The sequence below is a fragment of the Pseudomonas sp. GM30 genome (genome assembly GCF_000282275.2).
Lineage (GTDB): Bacteria > Pseudomonadota > Gammaproteobacteria > Pseudomonadales > Pseudomonadaceae > Aquipseudomonas.
The window spans coordinates 46435-67146 of sequence record NZ_AKJP02000017.1 but is presented as its reverse complement, the minus strand read 5'-3'; the positions used below and the strand labels follow the sequence as shown (position 1 = coordinate 67146).

21 protein-coding genes and 1 pseudogene are annotated in these 20712 nt (G+C 60.5%); 11 read left to right on the top strand and 11 right to left on the bottom strand.

Going from position 1 to position 20712, the window contains the following annotated elements; translation table 11 throughout:
* Positions 1 to 363: 363 nt before the first annotated feature.
* From PMI25_RS12645 to hcnC, 3 genes are read left to right on the top strand one after another with little or no spacing between them, the layout of a single operon-like run.
* Positions 364 to 678 (top strand): (2Fe-2S)-binding protein, encoded by a 315-nt coding sequence (locus tag PMI25_RS12645; RefSeq protein ID WP_007965626.1) that lies wholly within the window; start codon positions 364 to 366, stop codon positions 676 to 678.
* The gene (gene hcnB / locus PMI25_RS12640) at positions 675 to 2084 is read left to right on the top strand and encodes a cyanide-forming glycine dehydrogenase subunit HcnB (protein WP_007965625.1); all 1410 of its coding nucleotides are present in this window, start codon (positions 675 to 677) and stop codon (positions 2082 to 2084) included. The genes PMI25_RS12645 and hcnB overlap by 4 nt, the downstream gene beginning before the upstream one ends.
* Positions 2077 to 3336, top strand: coding sequence for a cyanide-forming glycine dehydrogenase subunit HcnC (gene hcnC / locus PMI25_RS12635; protein ID WP_007965624.1), 1260 nt, complete (start codon positions 2077 to 2079; stop codon positions 3334 to 3336). Before hcnB ends, hcnC begins: the two co-directional genes overlap by 8 nt.
* A 118-nt stretch (positions 3337 to 3454) precedes the next feature.
* Here hcnC and PMI25_RS12630 read toward each other — a convergent pair whose 3' ends face one another.
* Entirely contained in the window at positions 3455 to 5263 is a 1809-nt protein-coding gene (locus PMI25_RS12630; RefSeq protein WP_007965623.1) for a monovalent cation:proton antiporter-2 (CPA2) family protein, read from the bottom strand.
* Between the two features lie 240 nt (positions 5264 to 5503).
* On the opposite strand from PMI25_RS12630, the gene PMI25_RS12625 reads away from it, so the two are divergent.
* Positions 5504 to 6418, top strand: coding sequence for a LysR family transcriptional regulator (locus PMI25_RS12625; protein WP_007965622.1), 915 nt, complete (start codon positions 5504 to 5506; stop codon positions 6416 to 6418).
* Here the strand turns inward: PMI25_RS12625 and PMI25_RS12620 are convergent.
* The gene (locus tag PMI25_RS12620; protein WP_007965621.1) at positions 6408 to 7175 is read right to left on the bottom strand and encodes a substrate-binding domain-containing protein; all 768 of its coding nucleotides are present in this window, start codon (positions 7173 to 7175) and stop codon (positions 6408 to 6410) included. The genes PMI25_RS12625 and PMI25_RS12620 overlap by 11 nt on opposite strands.
* A 12-nt stretch (positions 7176 to 7187) precedes the next feature.
* On the bottom strand, positions 7188 to 8480 hold the full coding sequence (locus PMI25_RS12615; RefSeq protein WP_007965619.1) for an MFS transporter: 1293 nt from the start codon (positions 8478 to 8480) through the stop codon (positions 7188 to 7190).
* Between the two features lie 426 nt (positions 8481 to 8906).
* Between PMI25_RS12615 and PMI25_RS12610 the strand changes: the two genes are divergently transcribed.
* Together PMI25_RS12610 and PMI25_RS12605 are read left to right on the top strand one after the other, a co-directional pair.
* Positions 8907 to 9215 carry an RcnB family protein gene (locus PMI25_RS12610; protein ID WP_007965617.1) on the top strand — a complete coding sequence of 103 codons (309 nt, stop codon included), beginning with the start codon at positions 8907 to 8909 and terminating at the stop codon, positions 9213 to 9215.
* Positions 9216 to 9404: 189 nt separating this feature from the next.
* Positions 9405 to 9743 carry an FKBP-type peptidyl-prolyl cis-trans isomerase gene (locus PMI25_RS12605; protein WP_007965615.1) on the top strand — a complete coding sequence of 113 codons (339 nt, stop codon included), beginning with the start codon at positions 9405 to 9407 and terminating at the stop codon, positions 9741 to 9743.
* Positions 9744 to 9824: 81 nt separating this feature from the next.
* On the opposite strand, the gene PMI25_RS12600 is transcribed toward PMI25_RS12605, so the two are convergent.
* From PMI25_RS12600 to PMI25_RS29915, 5 genes and pseudogenes are all read right to left on the bottom strand, one after another.
* Positions 9825 to 10160 (bottom strand): hypothetical protein, encoded by a 336-nt coding sequence (locus PMI25_RS12600; protein ID WP_045122048.1) that lies wholly within the window; start codon positions 10158 to 10160, stop codon positions 9825 to 9827.
* A gap of 8 nt (positions 10161 to 10168) precedes the next feature.
* Positions 10169 to 10408, bottom strand: coding sequence for a pyocin S6 family toxin immunity protein (locus PMI25_RS12595; RefSeq protein ID WP_007965612.1), 240 nt, complete (start codon positions 10406 to 10408; stop codon positions 10169 to 10171).
* A 151-nt stretch (positions 10409 to 10559) separates the two neighbouring features.
* A complete protein-coding gene (locus PMI25_RS12590) occupies positions 10560 to 11009 on the bottom strand; it encodes a GNAT family N-acetyltransferase (protein WP_007965610.1) in 450 nt (149 codons plus the stop codon).
* A 232-nt stretch (positions 11010 to 11241) separates the two neighbouring features.
* The gene (locus tag PMI25_RS12585; protein ID WP_007965608.1) at positions 11242 to 11511 is read right to left on the bottom strand and encodes a hypothetical protein; all 270 of its coding nucleotides are present in this window, start codon (positions 11509 to 11511) and stop codon (positions 11242 to 11244) included.
* 168 nt (positions 11512 to 11679) lie between these two features.
* Positions 11680 to 11814, bottom strand: a pseudogene (locus tag PMI25_RS29915) (DUF6124 family protein); the annotation flags it as partial.
* 693 nt (positions 11815 to 12507) lie between these two features.
* On the opposite strand from PMI25_RS29915, the gene PMI25_RS12575 reads away from it, so the two are divergent.
* Entirely contained in the window at positions 12508 to 12783 is a 276-nt protein-coding gene (locus PMI25_RS12575; RefSeq protein WP_007965606.1) for a metal/formaldehyde-sensitive transcriptional repressor, read from the top strand.
* A 12-nt stretch (positions 12784 to 12795) separates the two neighbouring features.
* The gene (gene dmeF / locus PMI25_RS12570; RefSeq protein ID WP_007965605.1) at positions 12796 to 13725 is read left to right on the top strand and encodes a CDF family Co(II)/Ni(II) efflux transporter DmeF; all 930 of its coding nucleotides are present in this window, start codon (positions 12796 to 12798) and stop codon (positions 13723 to 13725) included.
* Here dmeF and PMI25_RS12565 read toward each other — a convergent pair.
* A complete protein-coding gene (locus PMI25_RS12565; RefSeq protein WP_007965603.1) occupies positions 13722 to 14825 on the bottom strand; it encodes a cytochrome P450 in 1104 nt (367 codons plus the stop codon). The two genes, dmeF and PMI25_RS12565, sit on opposite strands and share 4 nt — an antisense overlap.
* Positions 14826 to 14903: 78 nt before the next feature.
* On the opposite strand from PMI25_RS12565, the gene PMI25_RS12560 reads away from it, so the two are divergent.
* The 3 genes from PMI25_RS12560 (at position 14904) to PMI25_RS12550 (ending at position 17837) form a co-directional block, all read left to right on the top strand.
* Positions 14904 to 15662, top strand: coding sequence for an ArsR/SmtB family transcription factor (locus PMI25_RS12560; protein ID WP_007965601.1), 759 nt, complete (start codon positions 14904 to 14906; stop codon positions 15660 to 15662).
* 136 nt (positions 15663 to 15798) lie between these two features.
* Positions 15799 to 17019: a putative DNA modification/repair radical SAM protein gene (locus PMI25_RS12555; protein WP_007965600.1), complete on the top strand. Its 1221-nt coding sequence runs from the start codon at positions 15799 to 15801 to the stop codon at positions 17017 to 17019.
* On the top strand, positions 17016 to 17837 hold the full coding sequence (locus PMI25_RS12550; protein ID WP_007965598.1) for a TIGR03915 family putative DNA repair protein: 822 nt from the start codon (positions 17016 to 17018) through the stop codon (positions 17835 to 17837). Before PMI25_RS12555 ends, PMI25_RS12550 begins: the two co-directional genes overlap by 4 nt.
* A gap of 159 nt (positions 17838 to 17996) precedes the next feature.
* Here the strand turns inward: PMI25_RS12550 and PMI25_RS12545 are convergent, their stop codons facing one another.
* Positions 17997 to 19016 carry a branched-chain amino acid aminotransferase gene (locus PMI25_RS12545; RefSeq protein WP_007965596.1) on the bottom strand — a complete coding sequence of 340 codons (1020 nt, stop codon included), beginning with the start codon at positions 19014 to 19016 and terminating at the stop codon, positions 17997 to 17999.
* Positions 19017 to 19335: 319 nt separating this feature from the next.
* Entirely contained in the window at positions 19336 to 20709 is a 1374-nt protein-coding gene (lpdA, locus tag PMI25_RS12540) for a dihydrolipoyl dehydrogenase (RefSeq protein WP_024164452.1), read from the bottom strand.
* Positions 20710 to 20712 lie beyond the last annotated feature (3 nt).

The window sequence follows — 20712 nt, the reverse complement described above, 5'->3', positions numbered from 1 at the left end:
GATCATCATCCTGATCGCCCTGTTCGTACACTGATCCGTTTGCTCTATTGAGGCCCATGCCTCGGCCGCTTTCACTTCACGGTGAAAGCGGCTTTTTCATGCGCGCCACATACTCCTACATTGTTCGTGTGAGGGGAGGAGGATTTGTCGACCTGGATCAATATTCACTCTCGCAATATCACCTAACTTAAATGATCCAGGCCCCTTGTCGCGGTATCGACTACAGTGCTCCGGTGCGCAATTTGCTGCGCTCATGGAGTAGCCCGGCAGACCCCCTCAAACAAACAGAACGGGTCGCCAGGCAGAGCGCAGCAAGGAGCTGACGTAACCCCACCCTGAACCTTTTCACGGATGAACATCGTAATGCACTGCCTAGAACGCACCTTCGATATCCAGCCCCTGACCCAGGCGGATATGACCGTCCACATCAACGGCCAAGCGGTCAGCGCGGCTATCGGCGAAACCGTCCTCAGCGTCATTCAGTCCCTCGGCGTGCGCCAGGTCGCACGCAACGATCACAATCAGATCAGCGGCGCCTACTGCGGCATGGGCGTGTGCCAGTGCTGTCTGGTGAAAATCAACGGTCGCCACAAGCGCCGCGCCTGTCAGACCGTGGTGCGCGACGGCATGCAGATTGAAACCCAGGTCAACCGCATCAACGAGCAGGAGGTTGTATGAGCCTGCAACCGGTGATCGTCGGCGGTGGTCCGGCGGGGATGGCGGCGGCCATCGAACTGGCGCGCCACGGTGTGCGCTGCACCTTGCTCGAAGAAGCCTCGCGCCTCGGCGGCGTGGTCTATCGCGGGCCGCTGCGTGACGGCGTGCAACTGGATTATCTGGGGCCGCGCTATGCCGAAGCCCTGAGCACACTGCACGGTGATTTCCAGGAGCAATCCGGGCTGATCGACGTGCGCCTCAATCACCGCGTGGTCGGCGCCGAAGGCACCCGTGCGCTGGTGGTGCTCGACGGCGATGAGCAACTGCACGAGATCGAATACCCGCAATTGCTGCTGGCCGCCGGTTGCCACGAGCGCAGCGTGCCGTTCCCCGGCTGGACGCTGCCGGGGGTGATCATGCTCGGCGGCCTGCAACTGCAAATCAAAAGTGGCGTGGTCAAGCCGCAAGGGCCGGTGATCATTGCCGGCACCGGGCCACTGCTGCCGCTGGTGGCGACCCAGTTGCACGCGTCCGGGGTCAAGGTCGCGGGCGTCTATGAAGCCTGCGCCTTCGGCAAGATCGCCCGCGAAAGTCTGGCGCTGCTGAACAAGCCGCAACTGTTTCTCGATGGCCTGAGCATGCTCGCCTATCTGAAACTGCACGGCATCCCGATGAACTACGGCTGGGGCGTGGTCGAAGCCCACGGCGACGGTGAACTCAAAAGCGTCACTGTCGCGCCGTATTCGGCCAGTTGGGAACCTGATCTGACTCAGGTCGAGCGCTTCGAAGCCCAGACCCTGGCAGTCGGTTATGGCTTCATCCCGCGCACTCAGCTCAGTCAGCAGATGGGCCTCGATCACGGCTTCAGCGACGACGGCTATCTGCGCGCCAATTCCAATGTGTGGCAGCAAAGCAACGAACCGCACGTGCATCTGGCCGGTGACATGGGCGGGATTCGCGGCGGTGAAGCGGCGATGCTTGCCGGCAAGATCGCCGCCACTTCGATCCTCCTGCAACGCGGGGTGATCGAAGAAGAGCTGGCGCGGGTTCGCCGCGACCGTTACTTGGGCAAACTCAAATCCATCGTGCGTTTTCGCGCAGCCGTCGACCGTTACACCGAACGCGGTGTCGGCCAGACCGCTTTGCCGGCCGCCGACACGGTGATCTGTCGCTGCGAACATGCGACCCGCGCTGATATCGATCTGGCGCTGGAGCAGGGCGTGCAGGACATCGCCAGCCTGAAGATGCGCACCCGCGTCAGCATGGGCGATTGTCAGGGGCGGATGTGCGTCGGTTACTGCAGCGACCGTCTGCGTCAGGCCACCGGGCGCAAGGACGTTGGCTGGCTGCGTCCGCGTTTCCCGATTGATCCGATTCCTTTTTCCGCGTTCCAGTCCGTCGGCACGGAGGCCGCTTCCCATGAGTAAGTTCTATGACGTGGTCATTGCCGGCGGCGGCGTGATCGGGGCGTCCTGCGCCTATCAATTGTCCAAACGCCAGGGCCTCAAGGTCGCGCTGATCGACGCCAAGCGTCCGGGTAATGCGACCCGCGCTTCAGCCGGTGGCCTGTGGGCCATCGGCGAGTCGGTGGGGCTGGGCTGCGGGGTGATTTTCTTCCGCATGATGTCGGCCAACCGCAAACGTGAAACCCAGGGCGCGGCAGTCGCGGTGGACGCCAGCACACCGCACATCCTGCCGGCGTCGTTCTTCGATTTCGCCTTGCAGTCCAATGCGCTGTACCCGCAACTGCACCGTGAGTTGATCGACAAGCACGGGATGGATTTCAAGTTCGAAAAGACCGGGCTGAAGTTCGTCATTTATGACGACGAAGACCGGCTCTATGCCGAGCACATTGTCAGCTGCATTCCGCATCTGGCCGATCAGGTGCGCTGGCTCGATCAGGCTGCATTGCGCGAAGCCGAACCGAGTGTCAGCCACGAGGCCCGGGGGGCGCTGGAGTTTCTCTGCGATCACCAGGTCAGCCCGTTCCGCCTCGCCGATGCCTACATGGAAGGCGCGCGGCAGAATGGCGTCGATATCTTCGTCAACACCAACGTCACCGGTGTGTTGCACCACGGCAACCGCGTGACTGGCGTGCAGACGGCCGAGGAGGGCGTGTTCCACTGCAAGACCCTGATCAACGCCGCAGGTGCCTGGGCGGCGGACTTGAGTGAGTGGGCGACGGGGATTCGTATCCCGGTGAAACCGGTCAAGGGCCAGATCCTGCTGACCGAGCGCATGCCGAAAATCCTCAACGGCTGCCTGACCACCAGCGACTGCTATGTGGCGCAAAAGGACAACGGCGAGATCCTGATCGGCAGCACCACCGAAGACAAAGGCTTCGACGTCACCACCACCTACCCCGAAATCGCCGGGCTGGTGCAAGGCGCGGTGCGTTGCCTGCCGGAACTCAAGGACGTCAACCTCAAGCGCACCTGGGCCGGGTTGCGTCCGGGCTCGCCGGATGAACTGCCGATCCTCGGGCCGATGCGCGGGGTGGAGGGTTACCTGAATGCCTGCGGGCACTTTCGCACCGGCATCCTGACCTCGGCGATTACCGGGGTGCTGCTGGACAAACTGGTCAACCAGGAAGCGCTGCCGCTGGATATCACACCGTTCCTGGCGGACCGGTTTGAGACTGCACCGGTCAAGCAAGAGCGCGAATTAGAGCTGGCCTGACCCAATCCCCTGCGGCAGCTCCTACAGGGTTTTCGGGCGTTCACAAAACCTGTGGGAGCGGGCTTGCCCGCGAAGGCGTCAGGCCTGTCGGTACGAAATCTGGATCTGGGCAAGGAGGTCAGGCCTTGCGCGCTTCCTCTTCCAGTTGATCCGACTCGAACAACCGCGCCAGTTCCGCCCGCGCTTCCTGAGCGGTTTGCAGAACCTTGGCGGCGTCGTCGTAGATCGCGTGCTGAGCCTCCAGCACCTGCTCATCGTGATGTTTGAAACGCTTGATCCGCGCATCGGCCTGGGCCTGGGTCAGACCCAGCCCGACCAGCGTGCGCCGGCTCATTTCCAGGCTTGAGTAATAGGTCTCGCGAATCGCTTCGGCGCCGACGTCCACCAGACGATGCACATGCTGACGGTTACGTGCGCGGGCGATGATTTTCATGTGCGGATACAGCTTGCGCACGATCTCGGCGGTCTTGATGTTGGTCTCCGGGTCATCCGTGGCGATGACAAAATATTCCGCCTCGCCCACCTTCGCCGCATTGAGGATTTCCGGGCGCATCGGGTCGCCATAGAACACCGGCACGCCGCCAAAACTGCGCGACAGTTCGATGGTTTCCACCGACGTGTCCAGCGCCACGAACTTGATGTTCTGTGCGCGCAGAATCCGCGCCACGATCTGGCCCATCCGCCCCATGCCGGCGATCACCACGCGTGGTGCTTCGGTGTCGATTTCGCGGAATTTCTCCGGCACCTCCACCGGCTGCACTTTCGGACTGACCAATCGCGCACAGATCAACAACAGCAACGGCGTCAATGCCATCGACAGGGTGATGGTCAGTACCAGCAGGTCATACAGGCGCGGTTCGAACAGGCCCTGATCGCGACCGATCTTGAACACCACAAAGGCAAATTCACCGCCGGCCGCAAGGACGATACCGAGGCGAATCGCACTGACTTTGGTCAGCCCACCGGCCAGGCGCCCGACCACAAACAGCAGCGGCAACTTCAAGCCGATCAGCAGCAGCGTCAGGCCCAGCACGGTGATCGGCGCACTCAGCAGCAGACTCAGGTTGGCGCCCATGCCGACGCTGATGAAAAACAGCCCGAGCAGCAAGCCCTTGAACGGCTCGATCTGCGCTTCCAGTTCATGGCGATATTCCGAATCCGCCAGCAGCAGGCCAGCGAGGAAAGCCCCAAGCGCCATCGACACGCCAACCAGATCCATCAGCCACGCCGTACCGATCACCACCAGCAATGCGGTGGCCGTGGAGACTTCCGGCAGACCGGTTTTTGCCACCACGCGGAACACCGGACGCAACAGATAACGCCCGCCGACCATCACCACGGCGATCCCGCCGAGCACTTGCAGACCGTGGTTCAGGCTTTCCGCGTTGCTGCTGGCGTGGGCGCTGCCGGCGAGCATCGGCACCAGCGCGATCAACGGGATCGCCGCGATGTCCTGAAACAGCAGAATCGCAAACGCCAGCCGCCCGTGCGGGCTGGTCAGTTCCTTGCGCTCGGCCAGGCTTTGCAGGCCGAATGCGGTGGACGACAGCGCCAGGCCAAGGCCGAGCACAATCGCACTGTTCAGCGGCTGACCGAACACGTACAACGCCAGCACGCCGATCACCGCCGCCGTCAGCAGCACCTGCGCCAGACCCACGCCGAACACCGATTTGCGCATCACCCACAAGCGCCGTGGCGACAGCTCAAGGCCGATGATGAACAGCAGCAACACCACGCCCAGTTCGGAAATATGCGCGACGCTCTGCGGATTACCGATCAGACCGAGCACCGACGGGCCGATGATCACCCCCGCTAACAGATAACCGAGCACCGCGCCCAGTTGCAGACGTTTGGCCAAGGGCACGGTGAGAACGGCTGCGAAGAGAAACACGACAGCGGCTTGTAACAGATTGCCTTCATGGGGCATGGGTTGACTCCTGACAGCGGTACGGCGGGGGGTGACAAGGATAAAGGCTGAATCGATTCAAGATCCACCGAAGATCCCGTGTAGGAGCTGCCGAAGGCTGCGATCTTTTGATCTTTGGAATCAAGATCAAAAGATCGCAGCCTTCGGCAGCTCCTACAGGGGGGCGGTGTGAGTCTGTAATAATTTGCATCAGTTGGTTACATTGATAGCCTTCGCGAATCAATTCCTGCGAGTCCCGCCATGGCCATCAACTTCGATCTCAACGACCTGCAAGCTTTTCGCGCCGTGGTCGAGCAGGGCAGTTTTCGCAAGGCTGCCGACACCGTGCGCCTGTCACAACCGGCCCTGAGCAGACGCATCGAAAAGCTTGAAGATGCACTGGGCGTGAAACTGTTCGAGCGCACCACGCGCAAGGTCAGCCTGACCCAGGCCGGGCGCGGGTTCATGCCCAGCGTCGAGCGTTTGCTGGATGATCTGGATGTGGCATTGCTGGGGATCAGTGAAGTGGCTTCCACGCGTCTGGGCCACGTTACCGTTGCCTGCGTGCCGTCGGCGGCCTATTACTTCATGCCGCGAGTGGTCGCCCGCTATCACCAGCAATTTCCACGGATCAAGGTCAAAGTCCTCGACTCCAGCGCCCACGATGTGCTCAGCGCGGTGGTCAACGGCGAGGCGGATTTCGGTTTGAGTTTTCTGGGCACGCAGGATGCCAAAGTCGATTTCGAACCGCTTGTGCAGGAGTGCTATGTGGTCGCCTGCCGGCGCGATAATCCGTTGGCCGGGCGCAGCAGCGTGAGCTGGGACGAGTTTTATCAGCAGGATTACATCTCGCTGGACAAGACGTCCGGCAACCGTTTTCTGCTCGATCAGGCCTTGAGCAGTGTGGTGCCGCAGCGCCCGAGCATCTGCGAGACGCGGCATGTGACGACGATGATTGGTCTGGTGGAAGCGGGGCTGGGAGTGGCGGCGGTGCCGCTGATGGCGATGCCCGGGCCGGATCATCCGATTCTGACGCGAGTGCCGTTGACCGATCCGCAAGTGATGCGCAGTGTCGGCATCATCAAGCGCCGGGGTCGCACGTTGACCCCGGCAGCACTGGAACTGGAGCGGCTGGTGGTGGCAATGAAAGTCCAGCCGCCAACGATCAGCGCTTGACCGAATCCAGCCCGGTGGCCTGCACGTCAGCCTGAGCGGCAGGCGCGGCGAGGTAGTCGAGCAAGGCCTTGGCCTCTTTCGGATGCTGCGCGCCGACCGGGATGCCGGCGGCAAACCGCGTCACCGACTGCACCGACTCCGGAATTTTCCCGACAAACGTCACCCCCGGCACCGGCAACAATTCGCTGACCTGCTGGAAGCCCAGTTGATAGTCCCCGGTAGCGACCACCGAGCCCACCGGGATTCTCGGAATCATCTTCGCTTTCGGCTTCAGTTGATCCTCAACACCGAGTTTGTTGAACAGCTCTTTCTCGATGTACACGCCGCTGGCGCTGTCGGAGTAGGCCACCGATTTTGCGTCGAGCAGGGTTTTCTTCAGGCTTTCAACGCTGCTGATGTCCGGCTTCGGCGCGCCTTCACGCACCACCAGACCGATCCGCGAATCCGCCAGTTCGACCCGCGAGGCCGGATCGACCTTGCCTTGTTTGATCAGGTCATCGAGGGCGTAGCCGACCATGATCACCACGTCGGCGTGCTCACCGCGAGCGAGGCGATTAGGGATGGCTTCCGGCGCCTTGCCCATCGACGGACCGAGTTGGGTGTCGAGGGTGTTGCCGGTGGCGGCCGCGAATTTCGGGCCGAGGATTTTGTAGGCGGCGGTGAAGCCGCCCGACGTCATCACGTTCAGCTGTTCAGCATGGGCCAGGGCGCTGAAAGCGAAGAGGGCGATGGCGCTGAGATTGATCAGTTTTTTCAAGGTGATTGCTCCTTATGCGGCAACCGGTTGCAAACGGCCGCCTGCGCGGCGATAGAGGTACAACGTGGCGCACAACGCGCAGAGTGCGCCGACGCTCATCCAGTAACCCGGCGCCGCTTTGTCGCCGGTGTACTGGATCAGGAAGGTCGACATCGCCGGGGTGAAACCGCCGAAAATGGCGGTTGCCAGGCTGTAGGCGAGGGAGAAGCCGGCCACCCGCACTTCCACCGGCATGATCTCGGTCAGCGCCGGAATCATCGCGCCGTTGTACATGCCGTAGATGAACGACAGCCACAGCAGCGACAGCAACATGTGACTGAAGCTCGGCGCCTGCACCAGGTACGACAGCGCCGGATAGGTACTGGCCAGGGCCAGCAGTGACATGGCGATCAGCACCGGGCGCCGGCCGATGCGGTCGGACAACATGCCGCCAATCGGCAACCAGAAGAAGTTCGATACGCCGACCAGCAAGGTCACCAGCAACGCATCGGAAGTGCTCAGGTGCAGCACGGTCTTGCCGAAGGTCGGCGCGTACACGGTTATCAGGTAGAACGCGGTGGTGGTCAGCGCGACCATCAGCATGCCACCGAGCACCACGCCCCAGTTCTGACCAAGCGTGCGGAACACTTCCTTCATGCTCGGGCGGTGTTTGCGTGCGGCGAATTCTTCGGTCTCCGCCAGGTTACGGCGCAGCAGGAAGATGAACGGCACGATCAGGCAGCCAACAAAAAACGGAATCCGCCAGCCCCAATCGGCAATTACGTCTGGCGCCATCCACGCGTTTAGCGCATAGCCCAAGGCGGCCGCGACGATGATCGCCACTTGCTGACTGGCCGACTGCCAGGCAGTGAAAAAGCCCTTGCGGCCGGGCGTGGCGATTTCGGACAAGTACACCGAAACACCGCCCAGTTCCGCACCGGCGGAGAAGCCTTGCAACAGCCGTCCGATCAACACCAATGCCGGCGCAAACAGACCAATGGTTTCGTAGCCGGGCACCAGCACAATCAGGATCGTGCCGCTGGCCATGATCGACAGGGTGACGATCAGACCTTTGCGCCGACCGACGTCATCGATGTAGGCGCCGAGCACGATCGCCCCCAGCGGACGCATCAGAAAACCTGCGCCGAATACGGCAAAGGTCATCATCAGGGAAGCGAACTCACTGCTCGCCGGGAAGAACACCGCCGCGATCTGCGTGGCGTAGAAGCCGAACAGAAAGAAGTCGAACTGTTCGAGGAAGTTGCCCGAGGTGACCCGGAAAATGGCGCCGGCTCGCGAGCCGCCGTGTGGGATTGAGGCTGTCATAGAAAAATCTCCACCGCTTTTATGACGTGCGCGACGTGGAAGCGGCGCACGGTTGTTATTGCGGCGGATGGTCGCGCAGGTGTAACCGGATGTTAATTGCATTGTTGGCATGGATTGATGCGCAAAGCGGATCAATCCTGAAAACACCGTCTAACCTGTGGGAGCGAGCCTGCTGGCGATAGCGGCTTGTCAGTCAATGCAGATGTTGCATGTGCCGACGCCATCGCTGGCAAGCCAGCTCCCACAGTTTCTGCGGTGTGCCCACTGTTCCGGCACCGCCAAAAACCCTGTGGGAGCTGGCTTGCCAGCGATGACGATCTGCCTGCCAACTACAATCCCCTAACCAGCCCAGGCAAAAAAACAAGGAATGATTTCCTGACTCAGCAGTCGGAGTAAAGGCATCACCCATCTGAAGGAGGTTCACCGATGAACAGCAAAACCCTAATCGCCAGCCTGGCCCTCGTCGCCGGCATTGCCGGGATCAGCCCACTTGTTCAAGCGGCGCAAACCTCAAGCGAACCCACCGTCCAGTCGCCGACCAGCGACCGCGAGTTGAAGGTCAACGACCGCGCCCCGGACATCTATCAGCGCAGCGACAAAGCACTGAAGAACTGGAAACAGAAAGGTTTGAAAGCACCGATCGACCAGGCGCAGTGGGTGCAGATCAACGATAAGTACGTGATGGTCATGATCACCAACGGCACTATCGTTGAGATGCAGCCTGTCGAGCGTTAAGTCCCCCGACTCAAAAGCCCTGCGCATGCACTCGTGCAGGGCTTCCCGCCCCAAAATCCTCCTGTGTCTGGCCTCCTGCATCGCCAGATCCACAATCCGCGGAGTAATAGCGTTGCTCTGCGCCATCGGCTTGCCAATCACCGGCATTTCTGGGAAAACGGCCGCCAGTAAAGCAATTGAGTGAATGTCATGACGGATGAACTGCAGGTAATCGATCTCCAGGTGGGCGAGGGCAAGGCTGCCGTTAAAGGCGCGCTGATTACCACCCATTACACCGGCTGGCTGGAAGACGGCAGCGAGTTCGATTCTTCCCACAGCCGTGGCAAACCTTTCCAGTGCGTGATTGGTACTGGCCGGGTGATCAAGGGTTGGGATCAGGGGCTGATGGGCATGCAAGTGGGCGGCAAGCGCAAACTGCTGGTGCCGGCGCATTTGGGCTATGGCGAACGAACGATGGGCAAGATTCCGCCGAATTCGAATCTGGTGTTTGAGATTGAATTGCTGGAGGTTTTGACGAGGGAGGATTGAGGGGGCAAGTGTTGAGGCCGTTCGGATGAGGGGCCAAGACCCTCATCCCAATCTCTGTAGTTTGAGCGTTCGTTCGACGGGTCAGGCGAACGTGCCGATATCGTCAAGCGTGTCCTCAATGATTCCCTTTAGAGCAGGAAACTTGCTCTGATCGGTTTCGAGCGCGGGCAGGACGGTTTTTATATCTAGCTCGCCATGGCGTCGAACGATGTGGCCAAGCGCGGTGACGGCAGACGCCACAATCGCTTCAGTTTTGTTGGTGAGATATTTCAGGCAGGTGTCTTGAGCCCAGGCTCTGTTGGTTTCATTCAGACCGATAGACACCAGCGCGCAAATGACATTTTCGTCGAGGTCGCTGGCAAGATGTCTTATGGCTTCATCATGGCTGAGTGATGGATCTTGATAGATGAGGCTCACTGCCAAAGTTACCCCCATACGCCAATAAACAGGTCAAGTTCTGTCGGCCGCTGTTCGTTCAGTTCTTTGGCAATTTGTAGAGTTTGGATTTCTGTAAGCAGCCGTTCGCCATCCGGACTTTCGTCAAGGTTCTTCCAGCCTAGGACAGCCAAAACCTCAGGCTCGAATTGAGGTTTGACTGTCAGCTCATATTTTAAGGCGTCATCCTCGACGTCACCTTTTAGAAAACCGCTAATCCATAAATACATAAATATCCCTCTCTTTACTTTGGGGTCGATCTTTTGGGGCTGCGGGATCGATCCTTTCCCCAGTTACGTGGTTGAACTCGCCAAGGTATTTGCCTTGCTTGTTGCATAACTCGATCGCCGGGCAGAATTGGGTAAACAGTTTGGGCTAACCCTACAGCCGCTTCTCCATAACGATTGTGCGCTCCGCCCCATGAAACTCGTCGCGGATTTTTTGATAACCCAACGCGGTATAAAACCTTTCAGCTGTAATCGACGATGGCACACGTACAGTTCCAATACCTGCGCTGGCAGCAGTTGTATGAATGAAATCCATCAAGTACCGCCCGATACCCCCTTTTTGGTGAGCTGGGTCAACAAAAACACTTCTGACGACATCACCGTCGAGACCGGCGGTACCGATAACGTTTTCGCTCAATAAGGCTACGAAGACCTTACGCTTCGTAAGCTGTGTGGTGATGGCTTCAGGAGAAAAGTTCTGCTCAACCTGAGCGATCACATCAGGGGGATAGTCCTGTGAATTTGACCCCCGCAGGGCGGCGATAACTACGCGGCTTATCGCTGCTGCATCTCTGCTCGTGGCGAGGCGAATGTGGCACTCCATGCTGAGACCTCAATCCTAAAGGCTTACAGCTTAGCGCTTCGTACGCTTAATTAACTTTTCCAGCGGTTAAGTAAATCGTTGAGGCTTGACTGAGTAAGTGTGCGCATCAGTCAGGCGAGCAGACGCTTGAAGAAGCGCTTGGAGTCGGGTGAGTAATTCTTCATGGATTAGCCTGCTTTCCCGGGTTCGACCTTCGGATATTCGATAGCAGAAAGGGCGTCTTCGCGGTAAATCAGGCTGCAATTGCCATCGCGTCCAGCGTCTCAGCCACTTTCCTTGTAAGTGACGGAAAACGGCGTTTCACCCGCTGCAGCGCTGGCAGCACAGCCTCCATTTCAAGCCCATCAAGTTTCCCTAGAGCGTTCACGGCCGAGGCCACAATTGTTTCCCGCTCGCTTGCAAACAACACCAGGCATGCGTTCTGCGCCCAGCGTCGATCCCGTTCGTTGAGGCCCATGGCGACTAATGCGGCGACGACGAGGGCATCTGTTTTATTGTTCATGTGAAATTCTCCTTTGCGCCGTTTTCCTTGTGGCGAGGGAGCTTGCTCCCGCTGGGTTGCGAAGCGACCCCAAGCCCCATCGTTCTGAATCGAGTCCGGATTTTCGACTGCTGTGCAGCCGAGCGGGAGCAAGCTCCCTCGCCACAGGGACGCTTTTCAGTTTCTGATCGGGGGCTCGAGGTTGTCGAGGGCGCGTTCGGCGGCTTCGTGAAGTTTTCTGGAATTGGGGTCGGAGTAGGGGGACGTTGATTCGGGGTCAGGTATTGCGTCCGCTTCAGGCGGATTTGGCGTCACTTTAAACATTTGCTGGGTAACCTCAATGAGGCTGACACGTACTTGCGACTAAACAATAGGTGGCAGCTGTACGCAGGTTAGTCGACCAGTACCCAAGCATTACCGGCGCGCCCGAGAGCGCCCTGCGCACAGCCGCCATTGAGCGCAGGCGTAGAGATGCCTGACTGAATAACAGCTTGCGAACTTGAGGTAACACCGAGCGACTAAACCCGATCACTGACCATTCAGTGACGCGAACCACGTTACCGACGCCCCCCAAACCGCACAAGCCGGCGGATTCTGGCGTAGTTGTAGGCAGAGGCGCAAGGCGATGTAGCCTGCTGGATGATGCCGAAATGATGCTGCATTTTTCAGTCCGCCATCGCCAGCAGGCTGGCTCCCTCAGGGGATTTATGATGGGCGATGAACCTGAGCACTCCACCGGACAATTGTGGGAGCGGGCTTGCTCGCGAAGAGGCCGGCACATCCGGCATCTTTGTTAGCAGACACACCGCCTTCGCGAGCAAGCCCGCTCCCACCGGGGGATTTGTGTTGGACGCTGAACTCGAGCGCACCACCGGACAATCATGGGAGCAGGCTCGCTGCTATAAAGGGATTGAGGCCGCTTTCAGCATCCCGTTCATCCCTTGAATGCTCACCGAACTTGCGATTGCCCAAGCCATCGGCGACCATGCGCGCCATATAGGGGTAGGGGGTATAGGTATGTCGCATATTCACGAACACAAAGACGAATTGCTCAACCGCGTACGGCGGATTGCCGGGCAGGTGCAGGCCGTGGAGAAAGCTCTGGAGGGCGATGCCGATTGTTCCAAGACCTTGCACCTGGTGGCGGCGATTCGCGGGGCGGTCAACGGGTTGATGGAGCAGTTCATCGAGGCCCACACCCGTGAGCACGTGGCGCATCCCGACCTCACTGACGAACAGCGCGCCCAGGGCGCCGAAGATCTGTTGCAAACCATCCGCCGTTATTCCAAGTAGAGCACGCGCATCATGAGTCTGATCCCAAACGCTGAGCGTTTCAGCCACGATCACCAGTTCCTCGGTGCGTCCCACGACGAAAACGCTCGCCGCAGCCTGTGGGTGGTGGCGCTGACGTTCGTGATGATGATCGGCGAGATCGCCGCCGGTTACCTCACCGGCTCGATGGCCCTGCTGGCCGACGGTTTCCACATGGCGACCCATGCCGGCGCGTTGGGCATCGCTGCGGCGGCCTACGGATTCGCCCGGCGCAATGCCAACAACCGCCGTTACAGTTTCGGCACCGGCAAGGTCGGCGATCTGGCCGGTTTCGCCTCAGCCATGGTGCTGGGTCTGGTGTCGCTGGGCATTGCCGGCGAGTCGGTTTTTCGGCTGTTTGAACCCACCTCGGTGGCATTCGGCGAAGCGACGGTGATTGCCATCGTCGGGCTAGGCGTAAACATCCTCAGCGCCTTCCTGCTGATGGGCCATCACGGCCATGACCACGGCCATCAGCATGATCACGGCCACGACCATCATCACCATCACGACAACAACCTGCGTTCGGCCTACGTCCATGTGCTGGCCGACGCCCTGACCTCGGTGCTGGCGATTGCCGCGTTGCTGGCCGGCCGTTATCTGGGCTGGGTATGGCTGGACCCGGTGATGGGGATTGTCGGCTCGATTGTCATCGCGAAGTGGGCTTACAACCTGATGCGCGACAGCGCCGCGGTGCTGCTCGACACCACCGACGAGCCGGTGGCAGCGGAGATCCGCGAGCTGCTGGAAACCTCTGACGATGTGCGCATCAGCGATCTGCATGTCTGGCAGGTCGGCCCGCAGTCGCGGGCGGCGATTGTCAGTGTGGTCGCGGCGGCGGGTGTGACGGCGGAGGCGATTCGCGAGCGGCTGGCGCCGGTGCACGAGTTGTCGCACCTGACCATCGAGCTGCGCAGCGCTTAAGGCTGTACTGCGCTGAACAGTGGTATCCGCCCATTGAGGGATGGGCGGTAATGCCACGTCAGTTGTTGCAGATTCACACCCTGATCAAGGATTTCTCTGACAGTCGCAGCGGCAATGCTCAGCGCTAACTTCTGCCCCGGACACTGATGCCGCCCGCGGCCAAAGCTGAAACTGCGCCGAGTCGGCCGATCCAGCACAAATCGCTCAGGCTCCTCATTTAACAAAGGATCGCGATTGGCCGAGGCCAGCAGCAACAGAATCACTTCGCCGGCCTCAAGCCGCACACCATCGATCTCACAAGTCTGCGCGACAAACCGCCGAGTGTTCTGCACTGGCGGATCAAAGCGCTGAACCTCGGCCAACAGCGCGTCCACAGAGGCATCGCGCAACTCGGGCTGACGTCGCAGCGCTAACAGTGCATTGCCGATTAGCCCGGCAGTTGCTTCAAACGTCTGCGAACAGAGACCGATCAGGTTGGCGATCAGGCTTTCCCCGTCACCGGCAAATCGCTGCTCGATAGCCTTGAGCAAATCGCTATCGGCTTCGGCCAGCAACTCGATGAAGTAACCGTGCAATTGCTCCGCCGCCGCATGCGCCGCCGCCAGTTGCAGGTCATTGCTCAGCGGCGACAGGCAGGCGACGAAATCCGCGGTCAGCTCACTGATCGCCCGGCCCTGCGCCGGGGTGAAGCCTAGCAGCGCCGCGACCACGCACACCGGGCCGCGAAACATTGCCTTATATAAGCCATCGGCGTCCGCCGTCATCAATCGCGCCGCCACCAGCGTGCGTACCAGGTTGTCATCGATCAACTGCAGCGCCGGTTCCACCGCAGAGCGCGGACAGCGTTGACGTTCGCTATCGTTCATCCGCATCAACTGCCCGAACACCTTGCCGGCCAGCCCCGAGGCAATCGCCTTGGGCACCGGCTCCTGCAGCGGTCGCACCCGACAATCGGCATGCGTCAGCACCGCACACACTGCTCGGGCGCTGCTGGCGACCCACAGCTTCAAGCCATGATCAAAGGTCAGTCCGCCCTCGGCGCGTAGTTTGGCGTAGTAGGGGTAGGGATCGGCATGCGTCGCAGCGATGATCGGGTCCATGGTGCACAGCCTTGTCGTCGGGAAAGTGATGCGAGTATCTTCAGTTCGCAGCGACGACGATTCGTCGGGGAGCGAAATATGCACGCAGAACATCAAGACATCGGCGTTTCGCAGGTGGCGGCCGCCATCGCCGAACCGGCACGCACGAAGATCCTCTGCTCGCTGATGGACGGCCACGCCCGCACCAGCACTGAATTGGCCGCCGTTGCCGAGGTCAGCGCTTCCACCGCCAGTGCACACCTGGCCAAACTCAAGGATCTATCGCTGGTGCGCCTGCATGTGCAGGGCCGCCATCGTTATTACAGCCTCGCCGATCAGCGCGTGGCGCAGGCGCTGGAAGCGTTGATGGTGATCGGCCAGAACGCCGCGCCGAGCTTCAAGCCGCACACCCCGGATCGCCTGCAATTCGCCCGCGCCTGCTACGACCACATGGCCGGCACGCTGGCGGTGTTGCTGCACGACCGCATGCTTGAGGCGGGATGGCTGGTGGAAACCGACGAGCGCGCTTATCGGCTGAGCGACAGTGGCGAGGCGTTGTTCGAGGGTTTGGGTATCGAGGTTCAGGATTTGAGTACTCTGCGCCGCAAGTTTGCTTGCCCGTGCCTGGACTGGAGCATGCGCCGGCCGCATCTGGGCGGTTCGTTGGGCGCGGCGTTGTTGCAGATGGCGTTGAAACGCAAATGGGTGACGCAGGATCTGGACAGTCGGGCGTTGGCGCTGACCGTGGCGGGGCGAAAGGAAATGGGCCTGCGGTTTGGTCTTGAGTTGCCGTTAGACGCGAAAATCAAAAGATCGCAGCCTTCGGCAGCTCCTACAGTAATCACGAACCTCCGATAAATCTCAATCGATGTAGGAGCTGCCGAAGGCTGCGATCTTTTGATCTTGAGCTTCCGCCCGACGAGGTGCGCTCTAGCACCTTGTAACCCCGTGCTCGGACCTATACTGTATATCCACACAGTAAAGAGCCCGCGCCATGCAAATCATCGACAAGCTCAGCATTCTCGCCGACGCCGCCAAGTACGACGCCTCCTGCGCCAGCAGCGGTGCGCCCAAGCGCAGCTCCGAAGGCAAGAGCGGGTTGGGCTCGACCGATGGCATGGGCATCTGCCACAGCTACACGCCGGATGGTCGCTGCGTATCGTTACTTAAAATCCTCCTGACCAATTTCTGTCTCTACGACTGCCAGTACTGCGTCAACCGTCGTTCCAGCGATGTGCCGCGCGCCCGTTTCACCCCCGAGGAAGTGGTCACGCTGACCCTGGATTTCTACCGGCGCAACTGCGTCAGCGGGCTGTTTCTCAGTTCAGGGATCATCCGCTCGGCGGACTACACCATGGAGCAACTGGTGCGGGTGGCGAAGCTGTTGCGCGAAGAGCACGAATTTCGTGGCTACATCCACCTCAAGACCATTCCCGAGGCCGACCCGGCGTTGATAGAGGAGGCCGGGCGCTACGCCGACCGTCTCAGCGTCAATATCGAACTGCCCACCGACACCAGCCTGCAAACCCTGGCGCCGGAGAAGCAGATCGGTTCGATCAAGCAGGCGATGAACACCATCTACACCGGCGTGCAAACGGTGCTCAACGAACCGCGTTCGGCAAAATTCGCCCCCGCCGGGCAGAGTACGCAAATGATCGTCGGCGCCGATGACACTGACGACAGCACGATTCTGCACAGCGCGCAGTCGTTGTATGGCAACTACCGCTTGCGGCGCGTGTACTACTCGGCCTTCAGCCCGATCCCCGACAGCCCGAAAAGCGTCCCGCTGGCCGCGCCTCCGCTGATGCGCGAGCACCGTTTGTATCAGGCCGATTTCCTCTTGCGCAGTTACGGCTACAGCGCGAATGAATTGCTCAAGGGGCCGGGCAATCTGGCGCTGGACATCGACCCGAAACTGGCCTGGGCGCTGCAGAATCGCGAGGTGTTTCCGCTGGATCTGAACCGCGCCGAGCCGTCGTTGATCGCGCGTATTCCGGGCATCGGCCTGCGCACCACCGAACGTCTGGTGCAATTGCGCCAGCAACGGCGCATTCGCTACGAAGACGTGGCACGCATGCGCTGTGTTTTGGCCAAGGCCAAGCCGTTCATCATCACCAGCGATTACCACCCGCAGCAGGCGGAGGTCACCAGCCACATGCTCTACCAGCAACTGCGCGACCGGCCGCAGCCGCAGCAGATGGGGTTATGGGGATGATCAATCTCGATTGCGACGACCTGTTCGACACTTGGCGCCAACAGGCGCGCTGGCTGCTCAGCCATGAAGTCGACCCGAGTCTGGTGAGCTGGGCGTCGGAGGGTGTCAGCGATCTGTTTGCCAGTGACGTTTCGGTGCCCGAGGGGCAGGGGCCGTTTCAGGTACGCATCCCCCGCGCACTGCTCGACACCCTGGAACAAGCGGCGCAGTACCGTGGCGACCAGCGCTGGAGTCTGCTGTATGAAGTGCTATGGCGCGTCAGTCACGGCGACCGTACGGCGATGATGGCCGGTGACAAACTCGGCAGCGAGTTGCAGCGGCGAATCAAGCAGGTTCACCGCGAAGCCCACCATTTGCACGCATTCGTGCGGTTCATCGAACGCCCGCAGGATCAGCCAGGCCCGCAATACGTGGCGTGGCACGAACCGGCCCACGACATCCTGCACAGCGCCAGCGAACATTTCGTCAGACGCATGGGCCGGCATCGCTGGTTGATTGCCACTCCGCGTGACGGGGTGTATTACGACGGCGAGCAATTGATTCATCAGCGCCAGTGCCCGGTGGAATGGCAGCAATTGGCGCAGAACATCGATGACCCGCACGGCGAGCTATGGCTGACGTACTACAGCCACATCTTCAACCCGGCGCGGTTGAACGAGAAGGTCATGCAAGGGCATTTGCCGGTGCGGTTCTGGAAGAATCTGCCGGAAGGGGAGTTGATTCCCGGGCTGATTACCCAGGCGCGCACGGGCAAGCAGCAGAACGGGCAGGCAAGCGGGATAGCCGCGCGGGGCGGGAAGCGGATTGCGGTGAAATAGAAAATCAAAAGATCGTCCGAACGCGGCCCGAGCCTTCGGCAGCTCCTACACAGATCTCCTGTAGGAGCTGCCGCAGGCTGCGATCTTTTGATCTTACTTCCAATAAAAAGCCCCCCATCAATCACTTGATGGAGGGCTTTTGTACCTCTGGCCGTCAGATCAAACCTTGACGATCCAGCCTGCTGGCGCTTCGATGTCGCCGGTCTGCACACCAGTCAGCTCTTTGTAGAGCTTCTGGGTGACCGGGCCGACTTCGGTTTCGCTGTGGAACACGTGCAGGTGGTCGTTGTAGCTGATGCCACCGATCGGCGTGATCACCGCAGCCGTACCGCAAGCACCGGCTTCCTTGAAGTCCGACAGTTTGTCGATCAGCACGTCGCCTTCCACCACTTCCAGACCCAGACGGGTTTTCGCCAGTTCGATCAGCGACAGGCGGGTGATGCCTGGCAGCACCGACGGCGAGTTCGGGGTGATGAACTTGTTGTCGTGGGTGATCCCGAAGAAGTTGGCCGAACCGACTTCCTCGATCTTCTTGTGGGTCAGCGGATCCAGGTAGATGGCGTCAGCGAAGTGCGCTTTCTTGGCCTGGGAGCCCGGCATCAGGCTGGCGGCGTAGTTGCCACCGACCTTGGCCGCACCGGTGCCTTGTGGGGCGGCGCGGTCGAAGCTGGAAATCTGGAAGTTGTGCGGGGTCAGGCCGCCCTTGAAGTAGGCACCAACCGGGATCGCGAATACCGAGAAGATGAACTCCGGAGCGGTGCGCACGCCGATGTTGTCACCCACACCGATCACGAACGGACGCAGGTACAGCGCGCCGCCGGTGCCGTATGGCGGGATGAAGCGCTCGTTGGCGCGAACCACGTCCTTGCACGCTTCGATGAACTGCTCGGTGGAGACGTGCGGCATCAGCAGGCGGGCGCAGCTGCGCTGCATGCGCGCGGCGTTCTGGTCCGGACGGAACAGGTTGATCGAGCCGTCCTTGCAACGATAGGCCTTCAAGCCTTCGAAGCACTGCTGGCCATAGTGAAGGGCCGTCGAGCCTTCGCTGATGTGCAGCACGTTGTCTTCGGTCAGGGTGCCTTTGTCCCACTCGCCATTGCGAAAGTACGACAGATAGCGTTTGTCGGTCTTGATGTAGTCAAAACCCAGCTTGTCCCAATTGATGCTTTCGTTACCCATGACACCCTCTATCACTGAACAACCGTCGAAACGGTTCAAGGCTTCTGACGTTTTTTTGGATGGGCACAACAATACTTCATTCTTGAGCGGTTTCGCAGCCCGGACGATGGGGGGATAGGCAAAAATCGTAGCTTGCTTATTAAATTCCCATCATTCCTCAATCTTTCTGCTCTTTTGTGGCGAGGGAGCTTGCTCCCGCTCCAGTGCGCAGCACTGGTAAAGCCGGCCATCGCGGTGCATCAGATGTACCGCAATGGCAGGGTTTGGGGCCGCTACGCAGCCCAGCGGGAGCAAGCTCCCTCGCCACAGAAGCTGGGCGTTACAGGTGCAACGCATGCCCCAAAGCCCGCAACGCCGCTTCCTGCACTGCTTCACCCAGGGTCGGATGCGCATGGATGGTGCCGCCGATGTCTTCCAGGCGCGCGCCCATTTCCAGGCTTTGCGCGAACGCGGTCGACAACTCGGAAACCCCAACGCCCACTGCCTGCCAGCCGACAATCAGATGATTATCGCGCCGCGCGACCACCCGCACGAAGCCGTTTTTCGACTCCAGGGTCATCGCCCGGCCATTGGCGGCGAACGGGAAGCTCGACACGATGCAGTCCAGCCCCGCAGCCTTGGCCTCGTCCGGAGTCTGGCCGACCACCACCAGTTCCGGGTCGGTGAAGCACACGGCGGCGATGGCGGTGGGGTTGAATTCGCGGGATTTGCCGCTGATCAGCTCGGCAACCATCTCGCCCTGAGCCATGGCGCGGTGCGCGAGCATCGGTTCGCCGCTCAGGTCGCCAATGGCGTAGACGTTGCGCATGCTGGTCTGGCAGCGGCTGTCGATCTTGATCGCCGAGCCGTTCATGTCCAGGTTCAGCGCTTCGAGGTTCCAGCCTTGCGTATTGGGCTTGCGACCGACCGCCACCAGCACCTGATCGGTTTCCAGATTGAGTGTGTCGCCGTTCGGGTCGCGCACCTGCAAGGTGCCGTCGAAACCCAGCACGCTGTGCTTGAGATAGAGCTTCACGCCCAGTTGCTTCAGCGCTTCGTGCACCGGTTGGGTCAGTTCGGCGTCGTAGGCTGGCAGGATACGATCCTGCGCCTCGACCACACTGACCTCGGCGCCGAGCTTGCGATAGGCAATGCCCAGCTCCAGACCGATGTAACCGCCGCCCACCACCACCAGACGTTTGGGCACGGACTTCGGTGCCAGCGCTTCGGTGGAAGAGATGATCGGCCCGCCGATCGGCAGGATCGGCAGGTTGACGCTGGTCGAACCGGTCGCCAGCACCAGATGCTCGCACTGGATGCGCGTGTCGCCGACTTCCACGGTTTTGCCATCGATGACCTTGGCCCAGCCATTGATGACCTGAACCTTGTTCTTTTTCAGCAGTGCGGCGACGCCGGTGGTCAGGCGATCGACGATGCCGTCCTTCCACTCGACGCTTTTGCTGATGTCGAGGGTCGGCGCCGAAACGCTGATACCCAGCGCCGAATGCTGGCTGTGATGGCGGGTTTGGTGGAACTGCTCGGCCACGTGAATCAACGCTTTGGACGGAATGCAGCCGATGTTCAGGCAGGTACCACCGAGCGACTGGCCTTCGACCAGAATCGTCGAAATGCCCAGTTGTCCGGCGCGAATCGCCGTGACGTAACCGCCGGGGCCGCCACCGATAATCAGCAGCGTGGTGTTCAAGGTTTGCATGGC